Origin of the sequence: Leifsonia sp. 2TAF2 (assembly GCF_052115085.1) — a bacterium.
Classification (GTDB): domain Bacteria; phylum Actinomycetota; class Actinomycetes; order Actinomycetales; family Microbacteriaceae; genus Leifsonia.
In genome coordinates, this window is sequence record NZ_JBFRFY010000001.1 from 2,331,568 (window position 1) to 2,344,244 (window position 12,677).

11 protein-coding genes are annotated in these 12,677 nt (G+C 70.8%); 8 read left to right on the forward strand and 3 right to left on the reverse strand.

Annotation, left to right across the window (positions count from 1 at the left end; all coding sequences use genetic code 11):
* Positions 1 to 63: 63 nt before the first annotated feature.
* The gene (locus AB4Z18_RS11265) at positions 64 to 1,341 is read left to right on the forward strand and encodes a uracil-xanthine permease family protein (RefSeq protein WP_441782764.1); all 1,278 of its coding nucleotides are present in this window, start codon (positions 64 to 66) and stop codon (positions 1,339 to 1,341) included.
* Positions 1,342 to 1,363: 22 nt separating this feature from the next.
* Here the strand turns inward: AB4Z18_RS11265 and AB4Z18_RS11270 are convergent, their stop codons facing one another.
* The 3 genes from AB4Z18_RS11270 to AB4Z18_RS11280 all read right to left on the reverse strand — a co-directional run bounded on the left by AB4Z18_RS11270 (position 1,364) and on the right by AB4Z18_RS11280 (position 5,662).
* Positions 1,364 to 1,696: a peptidase gene (locus tag AB4Z18_RS11270; protein WP_441782765.1), complete on the reverse strand. Its 333-nt coding sequence runs from the start codon at positions 1,694 to 1,696 to the stop codon at positions 1,364 to 1,366.
* Positions 1,693 to 2,907 (reverse strand): anion permease, encoded by a 1,215-nt coding sequence (locus AB4Z18_RS11275; protein WP_441782766.1) that lies wholly within the window; start codon positions 2,905 to 2,907, stop codon positions 1,693 to 1,695. Before AB4Z18_RS11275 ends, AB4Z18_RS11270 begins: the two co-directional genes overlap by 4 nt.
* A gap of 160 nt (positions 2,908 to 3,067) precedes the next feature.
* Positions 3,068 to 5,662 carry a DEAD/DEAH box helicase gene (locus tag AB4Z18_RS11280; protein ID WP_441782767.1) on the reverse strand — a complete coding sequence of 865 codons (2,595 nt, stop codon included), beginning with the start codon at positions 5,660 to 5,662 and terminating at the stop codon, positions 3,068 to 3,070.
* 72 nt (positions 5,663 to 5,734) lie between these two features.
* Between AB4Z18_RS11280 and AB4Z18_RS11285 the strand changes: the two genes are divergently transcribed.
* The 7 genes from AB4Z18_RS11285 to modA all read left to right on the forward strand — a co-directional run bounded on the left by AB4Z18_RS11285 (position 5,735) and on the right by modA (position 12,670).
* The gene (locus AB4Z18_RS11285; RefSeq protein ID WP_441782768.1) at positions 5,735 to 7,261 is read left to right on the forward strand and encodes a molybdopterin-dependent oxidoreductase; all 1,527 of its coding nucleotides are present in this window, start codon (positions 5,735 to 5,737) and stop codon (positions 7,259 to 7,261) included.
* Between the two features lie 45 nt (positions 7,262 to 7,306).
* A complete protein-coding gene (locus AB4Z18_RS11290) occupies positions 7,307 to 8,437 on the forward strand; it encodes a ThiF family adenylyltransferase (RefSeq protein ID WP_441782769.1) in 1,131 nt (376 codons plus the stop codon).
* Between the two features lie 311 nt (positions 8,438 to 8,748).
* Entirely contained in the window at positions 8,749 to 9,978 is a 1,230-nt protein-coding gene (locus tag AB4Z18_RS11295; RefSeq protein WP_441782770.1) for a molybdopterin molybdotransferase MoeA, read from the forward strand.
* Positions 9,975 to 10,997 (forward strand): bifunctional molybdenum cofactor biosynthesis protein MoaC/MoaB, encoded by a 1,023-nt coding sequence (moaCB, locus tag AB4Z18_RS11300; protein ID WP_441782771.1) that lies wholly within the window; start codon positions 9,975 to 9,977, stop codon positions 10,995 to 10,997. The genes AB4Z18_RS11295 and moaCB overlap by 4 nt, the downstream gene beginning before the upstream one ends.
* On the forward strand, positions 10,994 to 11,407 hold the full coding sequence (locus AB4Z18_RS11305) for a molybdenum cofactor biosynthesis protein MoaE (protein ID WP_441782772.1): 414 nt from the start codon (positions 10,994 to 10,996) through the stop codon (positions 11,405 to 11,407). Before moaCB ends, AB4Z18_RS11305 begins: the two co-directional genes overlap by 4 nt.
* Before the next feature lie 43 nt (positions 11,408 to 11,450).
* On the forward strand, positions 11,451 to 11,870 hold the full coding sequence (locus AB4Z18_RS11310) for a TOBE domain-containing protein (RefSeq protein ID WP_441782773.1): 420 nt from the start codon (positions 11,451 to 11,453) through the stop codon (positions 11,868 to 11,870).
* Positions 11,867 to 12,670 carry a molybdate ABC transporter substrate-binding protein gene (gene modA / locus AB4Z18_RS11315; RefSeq protein WP_441782774.1) on the forward strand — a complete coding sequence of 268 codons (804 nt, stop codon included), beginning with the start codon at positions 11,867 to 11,869 and terminating at the stop codon, positions 12,668 to 12,670. Before AB4Z18_RS11310 ends, modA begins: the two co-directional genes overlap by 4 nt.
* Positions 12,671 to 12,677: the final 7 nt, after the last annotated feature.

Sequence of the window (12,677 nt, forward strand, 5' to 3'; positions counted from 1 at the left end):
TCGGAGAGTGCGCGAATGCGCAGCACCAAGCCTATTCCGACTCGAGACCTGTTGAGGACACGCATGGCACTGCCCTGGACGCTGCACGGCGACGGCAAGAAGGTGGGTGCGCACGAGATCGTGCTGCCCGACGAACGGCTCACCTGGCCGCGCACGATCGGGCTCGGCGCCCAGCACGTGGTCGCCATGTTCGGCGCGACGTTCCTGGTGCCGCTGCTGACCGGCTTCCCGCCGGCGACGACGCTGCTGTTCTCGGGTGTCGGGACGATCCTGTTCCTCCTCATCACCCGCAACCGCCTCCCCAGCTACCTCGGCTCGTCTTTCGCGTTCATCGTGCCGATCGTGGCGGCGACGAAAGCCGAGGGGATGCCGTCGGCACTGTTCGGGATCGTCGTCACCGGCCTGCTGCTGGCCGTCGTCGGCCTCATCGTCATCGGCACGGGCACGGGATGGATCGACGCGCTGATGCCCCCCGTCGTCGCCGGTGCGATAGTCGCGCTGATCGGGTTCAACCTGGCCCCGGCCGCCGGTGCGAACTTCGCCAAGGCGCCGATCACAGCTCTCGTCACGCTCGCCGCCGTCATCCTGTGCACGGTGTTCTTCCGCGGGATGCTGGGCCAGCTGTCCATCTTCCTGGGGGTCGCGGTCGGCTACGTCTTCGCCGTGATCGTCGGCCAGGTCGACTTCAGCAAGGTCGGCGAGGCGGCCTGGATCGGGCTCCCCCAGTTCACGCTGCCCGCGAACCCGTTCACCTCCCCCGCTGCCACCTGGGGCATCCTGCCCGCGTTCCTCCCGGTCGTGCTCGTGCTGATCGCTGAGAACGTCGGGCACATCCGCGGTGTTGCCCAGCTCACCGACCCGTCCGTGAACCGGCTGACCGGCCGCGCGCTCTTCGCCGACGGCGTCGCGACCACCATCGCCGGCTTCTTCGGCGGATCGGGGACGACCACCTACGGCGAGAACATCGGCGTAATGGCCGCGACCCGCGTATACTCCACCGCCGCCTATTGGGTGGCGGGCGTCGTCGCCGTTCTGCTGGGCCTGTCACCGAAGGTCGGTGCGGTGATCAACACCATCCCGGCCGGCGTGCTCGGCGGCGTCACGACGGCGCTCTACGGCCTCATCGGGATCATCGGCGTGAAGATCTGGCTGGACAACAAGGTCGACTTCACCAAGCCGAAGAACCAGTTCACGGCCGCGGTCGCACTGATCATCGGCATCGGCGACTTCACGCTGAACCTCGGTCAGCTGACCTTCAACGGGATCGCGCTGGGCGCCATCGCGGCGATCGTCGTCTACCACGTGATGAACGCGATCTCCCGCGCCCGCGGCACCGACTGATCCGCGTCGCCGCAGCGAGCGCCTACTGGTGGAAGTACGGGATGATCAGGTACAGCCCGTAAAGCACCGCGATGGCGCAGGCGGTGAAGCACGCGTAGGCGCCGGTCAGGGCGAGGCGCTTCTGGGCCGGTGTGAGCGGATTCTTGCGCTGGGCCTTCTCGGCCTTCCGCTGCAGCTTGGCCGCTCTCTCGGGGGTCAGCACGGTGATCGCGTCGGTGAACTCGACCGGCTCGACGAAGAGCGCGCGCCCCGCCGCCGCGAGCAGGCGCGTGCCGAGGGAGTAGAACGCCACGACGACGCAGGAGCCCACCAGGGATGCGGCGAAGACGAGGACGAAGGCAGCCCAGTCGATCATGCGGACTCCTTACGCGAGCGCGGTCGCTTCAGCGGCTTGACCTTCTGGATCTTGACCGCCTTGCCGGAGGCGGCGACCTCGCTCTTCCCCTGCAGCGGCACCGGCTTGACGGCGTTCTCGCTGGTGACCCGGTTCCGGCGGGCCCGCCAGAAGATGTAGGTGACCACCGCAGCACCCACGATCGTGTCGATCAGGACGCCGATCGGGCCGATGTCCGCGAGCAGCGCGGCGAGGCCACCGACGATCGCAGCGGACGGGAGGGTGAGCAGCCAGCCGATGGCGATGCGTCCGGCCGTGCCCCAGCGCACGGAGGAGCCGCGGCGACCGAGCCCCGATCCGATGACCGAGCCGGACGCGACCTGGGTGGTCGACAGGGCGAAGCCGATGTGGCTGGAGGCGAGGATGGTGGCGGCGGTGCTCGTCTCTGCGGCGAAGCCCTGGGCAGGCTTCACCTCGGTCAGACCGCGGCCGAGCGTGCGGATGATGCGCCATCCACCCGAGTACGTGCCGATGGCGATCGCGAGGGCACAGGCGATGACGACCCAGGTCTCCGGTCCGGAGCCGGTCGGCTGGATGCCCGCCGAGATGAGCGTGAGCGTGATGACACCCATGGTCTTCTGCGCGTCGTTGGTGCCGTGCGCAAGCGCCACCAGCGACGAGGAGAAGATCTGGCCGTAGCGGAACCCGCCGCGCCCATCCGGCCGCCCGTCGTACCGGCGGGTGATCCAGTACGCGAGCTTCGTCGCGCTCCACGCCACGACACCCGCCGTGAACGGCGCGATGACGGCGGGGAGGATGACCTTGTCGAGCACCACGACGAAGTCGACCGATTGGATGCCCGCCCCGACGATGGCGGCGCCGATCAGTCCGCCGAAGAGCGCGTGACTGGACGACGACGGCAGGCCGAACAGCCAGGTCACCATGTTCCAGACGATGGCGCCGACGAGGCCGGCGAAGATGAGCGTCGGCGTGATCTGCACGCCGCCGTCGCCTTCCTTGATGATGCCGCCCGAGATGGTCTTCGCCACCTCGGTGGAGAGGAACGCGCCGATCAGGTTCAGGATGGCGGCGAGCGCGACCGCAACTTTCGGCCGCATGGCACCGGTCGCGATGGGGGTGGCCATCGCGTTGGCCGTGTCGTGGAAGCCGTTCGTGAAGTCGAAGAAGAGCGCCAGCGCGATGACCAGCACGACGATGAGGGTGAGGTCCACCGTTCTCTTTCTCGTGTCGGATGCCGTTCCCCGAGGGAATTACTCAGACGTAATCATTCATCCGGGGTTCGTGCAAGGGACCTAGCGCTGTTAGGACGCCGTGACGATACTCACACGGCGCCTCAGTCAGGTCAAACCGATCGGCACACCCACCGCGGGGCTAGAACCGGCCGACTCCCGTCACCCGGATCACCGCGACGCCCTCGCGTGCCGAATCCTCCAGGAGAACCTCCGCCGAGATCCCCCAGTCGTGGTCGCCCTCCGGGTCGGCGATGATCTGGCGCACCCGCCAGATGCCCTCAGCACCCTCCGGCTTCTCGTCCACGATGATCATCGAGGCTGCGCGGGCCGACGCGTCCGTGAGGATCTCGTCGTGCTCCTCGTAGTACCCCTCCAGCGCCGCATCCCACTGGGCTGCGGTGAACGAGGGAGCGACGCCGCCGGCGAGCGCCGCGGCCTCCGCCTCCAGCACGCCCAGGTCGTCCACCCGGTCGAGCGCGGCCAGCTGAACCCGGCGGAACAGCTCGTTGCGCACCAGCACGAAGAACGCGCGGCGGTTGGTCGTGACGTTCCGCGGCGCGGGCGGGGCCAGCTCGCCGGACTCGGCGGCGTGCCGGGCGACGTCGGGATGGACGAGCTCCTCCCACTCGTCGAGGAGGCTCGAGTCGACCTGCCGCACGAGCTCGCCCAGCCATTCGATGATGTCGCGCAGGTCCTCCGTGCGGAGTTCGAGCGGGACGGTCTGATTGAGCGCCCGGTACGCGTCGGAGAGGTACCGCAGGACGACACCCTCCGACCGCGCGAGCTTGTAGAACGCGATGAACTCGCCGAAGGTCATGGCGCGCTCGTACAGGTCGCGCACCACCGACTTGGGGCTCAGCGCGAAGTCGGCGACCCACGGCTGGCTGGAGGCGTAGGTGGCGAACGCCTCGTGCAGGAGCACGTCGTGCGGCTTGGGATGCGTGACCTCCTCGAGCGCCTCCATCCGCTCCTCGTACTCGATCCCCTCCGCCTTCATGGCGGCGACGGCCTCGCCGCGCGCCTGGAACTGCTGCTGGGAGAGCACCGGCCGCGGGTCGTCGAGGGTCGCCTCGACGACCGACACGATGTCGAGGGCGTACCCGGGCGATTCGATGTCGAACAGCTCGAAGGCGGCGAGCGCGAACGGTGACAGCGGCTGGTTGAGGGCGAAGTTCGGCTGCAGGTCGACGGTGAGCCGCACCTCCACGTCGTCGCCGGTGCGGACTGCCTCGACGACACCCGCGGTGAGGAGGGAGCGGTAGAGCTCGATCGCCCGGCGTGCGAGCGCGAGCTGCCGCTTCCACGGCTCGTGGTTGTCGAACACGAGGGCGCGGACGTGCCCGTAGACGTCTCCCCCGCGTCCTATGACGTTGATGAGCATGGCGCTGGTGATCTGCATCGAGGAGGTCAACGTCTCGGGCTCCGCCTCGATGAGCCGGCGGAACGACGGCTCGCCCCACGACACGAAGCCCTCCGGCGCCTTCTTGCGGACGATCTTGCGCCGCTTCTTCGGGTCGTCGCCCGCCTTCTCGATCGCCTTGAGGTTCTCGGACTCGTGTTCGGGCGCCTGCGCCACGACCGTCCCTGCGGTGTCGTAGCCCGCGCGTCCCGCGCGCCCGGCGATCTGGTGGAACTCTCGTGCGTTGAGCTGCCGCATCCTGGTGCCGTCGAACTTGGTCAGCGCCGTGAGCAGCACCGTGCGGATCGGGACGTTGATGCCGACGCCGAGCGTGTCCGTGCCGCAGATGACGCGCAGCATCCCGCGCTGGGCGAGCTGCTCGACCAGCCGGCGGTACTTGGGCAGCATCCCCGCGTGGTGGACGCCGATGCCCTGCCGCAGCAGACGGGAGAGCGTCTTGCCGAAGGCGGTCGTGAAGCGGAAGTCGCCGATCAGCTCGGCGATCGCATCCCGCTGTTCCCGGCTGGCGATCTTCGCGCTGGAGAGCGACTGGGCGCGCTCCAGCGCGGCGAGCTGCGAGAAGTGGACGACGTAGATCGGCGCCTGGCCGGTGTGCAGCAGGTCTTCGATGGTCTCGTGCACGGGCGTCAGCTCGTAGTAATAGTGCAGCGGGACCGGACGCTCGACCCCGGTGACCGACGCGGTGGCGCGGCCTGTGCGGCGCTCCAGGTCGTCGGCGAGCGCGCTCACGTCGCCCAGCGTCGCCGACATGAGCACGAACTGCGTGTGCGGCATCGTCAGGAGCGGCACCTGCCAGGCCCAGCCGCGGTCCGGGTCGGCGTAGAAGTGGAACTCGTCCATGACCACCTGCCCGACCGGCGTCTCCTCGCCGTGCCGGAGCGCCAGGTTCGCGAGGATCTCGGCCGTCGCGCACACGATCGGAGCGTCGGCGTTGACGGCCGAGTCCCCGGTCGTCATCCCGACGTTCTCCGCGCCGAAGATGTCGACGAGGGCGAAGAACTTCTCGGAGACGAGCGCCTTGATGGGGGCGGTGTAGTAGCTGCGTTCACCCCGGGCCAGAGCGGCGAAGTGCGCCGCCACGGCGACCAGCGACTTGCCGGTGCCTGTGGGTGTGCTCAGGATCACGTTGGCGCCGCCGACGATCTCGATCACCGACTCGTCCTGTGCGGGGTAGAGCCGGATGCCGCCCGCCTCCACCCAGGCCACGAAGGTGTCGTAGACCGCGTCCTCCGAGACCGAGCCGGGGCCGGACCACCCGGGGATGTCCTCGAGGCGGAGCCGTCGGGGGCTGGGCGGGGCGGTGTCATCGGACATGATGTCCCCAGCCTCCCACGTCGCGGTGACCGCTTGTGGCCGGCGCACAGCCGCCGGCCGTAGCTTTGCGGTATGTCCGACTTCTGGCGGCCCGCTGGGGCCGGCGTCGCGAGCGTCGTCGCGGGCGTGGGCGCCGCCGAACTGGTGAGCGCCTTCGTGGTGCAGAACGGCAGCCCCGTGCTGACCGTCGGAGCGCTGCTGATCGATCTGGCGCCGCCGTGGCTGAAAGAGGCCGTCATCGGGCTCTTCGGGACCGGCGACAAGGCCTTCCTCATCGTCTCCCTCGCCGTCGTCGTGCTGATCGGCGCGGCGGTCGCCGGCTGGCTGGAGCGTCTGCGGCCGCCGCTCGGCCGAATCCTGATCGGTCTCGGCGGCGCGCTGGGCGTGCTCGCCGCGCTCACCCGGTCGGGCAACAGCATCGTGGATGCGGTGCCCTCGGCCCTGGCCGCTGTGATCGCCATCCTGCTTCTCGGCTGGCTGATCAGGATGCTGCGCGAGACCGAGCCGACCCGCGTCGCGCCTCGCGGCCAGGTCAGCCGCCGCCGCTTCGTGACCTCGACGGCCGCGACCGCAGGGGCCGGTGCGCTCGCCCTCGTCATCGGCCAGGTGGTCGCCGGCGGCTTCCGGGCGGCCTCCGCGGCGCGTGCCGCGATCCGCCTGCCGAAACCGGCGACCACCGCTCCGCCTGTCCCTGCGGGTGCGTCGTTCGACATCCCCGGCCTCTCGCCGATCGTCACACCGAACGCCGACTTCTACCGCATCGACACCGCCCTGCAGATTCCCGGAATCGAGCCGCACGACTGGAAGCTGCGCATCACCGGGATGGTCGAGAACGAGCTCGAACTGACCTTCGCCGAGCTGCTCGCCCTGCCGTTGGAGGAGTCCATCACGACCCTGACCTGCGTCTCGAACGAGGTCGGCGGCGACCTGATCGGCAACGCGACGTGGCTCGGCTACCCGATCCGGCACCTCCTGGCGCGCGCGAAGCCGTCATCCAACGCCGACATGGTGTTCTCGACCAGTCAGGACGGCTGGACGGCGAGCACACCGATCGAGGCGCTGACGGATGACCGCAACGCGATCCTCGCCGTCGGGATGAACGGACAGCCGCTGCCGATCGAGCACGGCTATCCGGTGCGGATGGTCGTCCCCGGGCTGTACGGGTACGTGTCTGCGACCAAGTGGGTGGTGTCGCTCGAGGTCACCCGCTTCGACCAGCACACCGCCTACTGGACCGACCGCGGTTGGTCCGAGCACGGGCCGATCAAACTGTCGTCGCGCATCGACGTTCCCGCAGACGGCCGGCAGGTGAAGGCGGGAACGGTCGCTGTCGCCGGTGTCGCCTGGTCCCAGCACACCGGCGTGAGTGCCGTGCACGTGCGCGTCGACGACGGCCCCTGGCAGGAGGCGACCCTCGCGGACGCGATCTCCGTGGACACGTGGAGGCAGTGGCGGTTCGCGTGGGAGGCGACCACAGGCAGCCACACGCTGCGCGTCCGGGCGACCGACGCCGACGGGAAGGTGCAGACTTCAACGGTGCGCGACGTGGTGCCGGACGGCGCGACCGGTCTGCATACCATCCATGTTCCCGTCGTGTGACGAACGCACGATGTGACGCGCACGCCGGTGTGATTGGCTGAGGGCATGGCCCTTCCGCCCCTGGTCGAACCCGGTCCCGCGCTCTCCCCCGAGCGCACGGCGCGCTACGCGCGCACCACGCAGCTGCCCGGCTTCGGGCCGGTCGCTCAACGCCGGCTGCAGGCCGCGCGGGTGCTCGTGGTGGGCGCGGGCGGTCTCGGGTCGGCGGTGCTGCCCCTGCTCGCGTCGGCCGGGTTCGGCACGATCGGGATCGTGGACGACGACCGGGTCGAGCCGAGCAACCTGCCGCGGCAGGCCATCCATACGCCGTCCGATGTGGGCCGCCCCAAGGTGGAGTCGGCCGCCGACGCCGTGCGCGCCCTCGACGAGGAGGTCGACCTCCGGCTGTTCGCCGAGCGCCTCACGGCCGAGAACGCCCAGCGCATCCTGTCCGGATTCGATCTGGTGCTGGACGGCAGCGACAACTTCCCGACCCGCTACCTGGTGGACGACGCGGCGACGCTGGGCGGCATCCCCGTCGTGTGGGGTGCCGTGCACCAGACCGGCGGCCAGCTGGGGCTCAGCTGGGCGGCGCACGGACCGACCTACCGTGACCTCTTCCCCGTGCCGCCCGCCCCGGGGAGCGTCGCCAGCTGTGCCGAGGCGGGCGCCCTCCCGTCGGTATGCGGCGTGATCGGGGGTCTGATGGTGAGCGAGGCCATCGCGCTCGTCACCGGGACGGGCGAGCCGCACCTCGGCCGGGTCACCATCCACGACGGCCTGCGCGGGACGTTCCGCGAGCTCGCCTACGAGCGCGACCCCGAGGGGCTGCCGGTCACGGAGCTGATCGACTACGAACTGTTCTGCGGCGTCACCGACACCATGTCGCCTGCCGAGCTGCACGCGCGCCTAGAGGCGGGAGAGCCGTACACGCTGCTGGATGTTCGCGAGCCGTGGGAGGCCGACATCGTCGAGCTGCCCGGGTCGCTCCTTGTGCCGCTGGGCGTCGTGCAGGGCGATCCGGCAGGGGTCGCCGAGCGCCTGCCCGCCGACCCCCTGGTCATCGTCTGCCATCACGGCATCCGCGCCGAGACGGCCCGGCAGCTGCTCGCCGACGCCGGGATGCCGGGGCTCGTGCTCGCGGGCGGCCTCGACGCCTGGGCGCGCGACGTCGACCCGGCCATGCCGCGGTACTGACGGATCCGCCCGTCCGGCAACCGGACAGCGATTCGGCACGAATGTTGCCCGAACGAGTGCGTTTGCCGCGGTTCGGCACGAATGTGCGGCACCTCAGGCGCGGCGCCTTTCGTCGGAGAGAACGTCGCGAATCTCCGACGGACCGCGGTGCGGATGGAGATCCGGGGACGGATCGGCGCGATGTCCGACGGAAGGGTCTCGATCTCCGACGATGGAGCCGCGAACTCCGACGCACGGGTCGCGATCCGACGGCGGGGCGGACGCGGTGAAGCCGCCAGCCGCAGAAGGGGCGGACGCGGGATACTGAACCCATGACACGGGACCCGTCCGGGCAGGCGCGCAGCGTCGAAGACCACGCCGGCATCATCGCGCGGATGCTGGAACCGCTCTCCGAGCAGCCGCCGGAGGAGACCGTGCGGCTGGACGCCGCGCTCGGCCGGGTGACGGCCGAGGAGGTGCGGTCGGAGGTGGATCTGCCGCTCTTCCGCAACTCGCAGATGGACGGCTACGCCGTCCGTGCCGCCGACATCCGCTCGGCACCCGTCGCGCTCGAAGTCTCAGGCGATATCCCGGCCGGGCACACGAGCCCGGTCACGCTCATCGCCGGCACGGCGCTGCGGATCATGACCGGCGCGCCGGTGCCGACCGGCTCCGACACGATCGTCCCGGTCGAGGACACGGAGCTGGTGCTCGGACGCGACGACGACCTGGAGGGCGCGGTCGTCGAGATCCGCCGGTCCCGTGCGGCCGGCGAGTACGTCCGGGAGCGCGGAAGCGACGTGCGTCGCGGCGAGGTCCTCGTGTCAGCGGGAACGCGGCTGGCCCCGCGGCACCTCGCCGCGCTCGCTGCCGCGGGCGTCGAGACGGTGCGGGCGCGGGCCCGGCTGCGCGTCGGCATCCTGACGACCGGGTCGGAGCTCATCTCGTCCGGTGCCCCAGGGTTCGGGCAGGTGTACGACGCGAACGGCGTCGCCCTCGCGGCCCTGGTGGAGGAGTCCGGGGCGACGGTGTCGGTGCGCGCGAGCAGTGATGACGACCCGGCGGCGTTCGAGCGCATCCTCGACGACGCCCTCGCGCAGAGCGACCTCGTCATCACGTCGGGCGGGATCTCGAAGGGCGCATACGAGGTGGTCCGCGAGGTGCTGCACCCCCGAGGTGCCGACGTGACCACCGTCGCGATGCAGCCCGGCGGCCCTCAGGCGACGGCCGTGGTGGGCGGGGTTCCGGTGTTCGCGTTCCCGGGCAATCCGGTGAGCACGCAGGTGTCGTTCGTGGTGTTCCTGCGCGATCCCCTGCGCGCAGCCGCCGGGTTGCCGCCGATCCCTCCGGTCGAGGCCGCGCTGACCGCAGACCTGCAATCGGTGCCGGGGAGACGGCAGTTCCTCCGCGGCCTCCTCGATGGCTCGGGTGGCGTTGCGCCCGTCGCCGGCCACTCGTCGCACCTGGTCGCGGGGATGGCGCGCGCCGACGTGCTGATCGACGTGCCCGCCGAGGCGGAGGCCGTCGAAGCGGGAGCGACCGTGACAGTCTGGACGCTATGACGCAGCTCACCCACCTCGACGCCGACGGCCGCGCACGCATGGTCGACGTCGGAGGAAAGCCGGAGACCGACCGCGAAGCCGTCGCCCGGGGGCGATTCGTGACCACGCCGGACGTCGTGCGGCTGGTCGCGGCCGACGACCTCCCGAAGGCCGACGTTCTCGCCACGGCTCGGATCGCGGGCATCGGCGGAGCGAAGCGGACGAGTGAGCTCATCCCGCTGTGCCATCCCCTGCCGCTGAACAGCGTCCGCGTCGACTTCGAGCTGGATGCGGACGCCGGCACCATCGAGATCGAGGTCGTCGCGCGCACCCACGGGCGCACCGGCGTCGAGATGGAGGCGCTGACGGCGGTCGCCGTGGCCGGGCTGACCCTGCACGACATGGTGAAGGCGGTCGACCCGGCCGCGAGCCTGACCGACGTGCGGCTCGTCGCGAAGAGCGGTGGGAAGCGCGGCGAGTGGCGGCGGGACGGGGAGGATGCGGCTGCCGTGGATGAGGCTGCCGCGGAGGGCGCCACGGCTCCCGGACCGGCCGCCGCACAGGCCGCCGCCGCATCCGCCGCCATCGTGCTCGTCGCCTCCACTCGTGCCGCGACCGGCGTCTACGAGGACACGACCGGTCCGGTGATCGCCGAGTGGCTGGCGGAGCGCCGCCTCCCCGCCGAGGTGTACGTGGTCGCCGACGCCGACATGGATGCCGCCCTGCGCGAGGCCGTCGCCGCCCGCCCGCGGGTGCTCATCACCACGGGGGGCACCGGCGTCTCGCCCACCGACCGCACGCCGGAGGCGACTGCGGCACTGCTGGACCGACAACTGCCCGGCATCGCGGAGGCGCTGCGCGCCCGCGGTGCTGAGGCCACCCCGCTCGCGGCCCTCAGCCGCGGGCTGGTCGGCACCGCCGGCTCCACCCTCGTCGTCAACCTCCCCGGCTCGCGCGGCGGCGTCCTCGACGGTCTCGCCGTGCTGGACGACCTGCTGCCGCACCTGCTCGACCAGCTGCGCGGAGGGGACCACTCGTGAACGACGTGCTGGCGACCATCAGCGTCGACCCGTTGGACCCCTCGACGGTGGATGAGTTCGTCTGGCGCGCCGAGGCGGGGGCGGTTGTCTCGTTCCAGGGCATCGTCCGCGACCACGACGGTGGCAAGGGCGTGGTGTCGCTCGACTACCGGGCGCATCCCGACGCAGAAGGGTTCCTGCGGGCCTGCTGCGAGGAGGTCGCCCGGTCGACCGGCCTGCGGGTGGCCGCCCAGCACCGGGTCGGCTCGCTGACCATCGGCGACCTGGCCCTGATCGCGGCGGTCGCCGCGCCGCATCGGGCGGAGGCGTTCGCCGCGTGCGCGGAGCTGGTCGAGATCATCAAGGCGCGTGTCCCGATCTGGAAGCGGCAGCACTTCACCGACGGTGCGTCGGAGTGGGTGGGGCTCTAGCCGCGCTTCCTAGTTCCGCACCTGCGGAACTAGGATCGGTTTCGTGCCGCACATACGGATCAAGGACGCCGCGCTCTACCTCGGCGTCAGCGATGACACCCTCCGCCGCTGGATCGACGGCGGCGTGCTGTCCAGCTCACGCGACGAAGCCGGGCGGACCGTCGTCGACGGGCTGGAGCTCGCGCAGCTCGCCAAGCAGAACGCGGTGCTCCCCGGGGACCCCTCGGGCGTCGCCGCGTCGGCCCGCAACCGCTTCGTCGGGCTCGTGACGGACATCGTGATGGACAAAGTCATGGCGCAGGTCGAACTTCAGTGCGGCCCGCACCGGGTCGTCTCCCTGATCAGCAGTGAAGCCGTCCGCGAGCTGGGACTCGAGCTCGGCTCCGTCGCAGTCGCGGTGATCAAGGCGACGAATGTCATCGTCGAAGCCCCCACGGCATCCCCTTCGACGGTGAAGCGATGAGCCGCAGGATGGTGCGCGCCTCCGCCCTCGTGGGAGCGGCGACGGTCGCCCTCGGTCTCGCCCTCTCGGGCTGCGCCACGACACCCGCCGCGATCTCGAAGACGCCCAGCCCGACCGACGACGTGACCGGCACCGTCACGGTGTTCGCCGCAGCATCCCTGACCAAGACCTTCACCGAGCTCGGTGAGGAGTTCGAGAAGGCGCATCCCGACGCGAAGGTCACCTTCTCGTTCGCCGGGTCGTCCGACCTCGTCTCCCAGCTCACCGCCGGCGCTCCGGCCGACGTGTTCGCGTCCGCCGACGAGGCCAACATGACCAAAGCCGTCGACGGCGGTGCGATCGACGGCTCGCCCACCGACTTCGCCACCAACGTCCTGGCGATCGCGGTACCGCCCGGCAACCCCGCCCACGTGAAGAGCTTCGCCGATCTGGCATCCCCCTCGGTCAGGACCGTCGTGTGCGCCCCGCAGGTGCCGTGCGGGGCGGCGACGGCGAAGGTCGAGAAGTCCGCCGACGTGACCCTCGCACCGGTCAGCGAGGAGTCGTCGGTCACCGACGTGCTCGGCAAGGTCTCCTCCGGCGAGGCGGATGCGGGAATCGTCTACGCCACCGACGTGAAAGGCGCAGGTTCGAGCGTGCAGTCGGTCCCCTTCCCGGAGGCGGCGAAGACCATCAACGTCTACCCGATCGCGACCGTCGCGCACGCGCCGAACCCGGCGGGAGCGCGAGCGTTCGTGAAGTTCGTCACCGGTCCCACCGGGCGGAAGGCGCTGGCGGCCGCCGGCTTCGGCGCACCGTGAGGCGAGG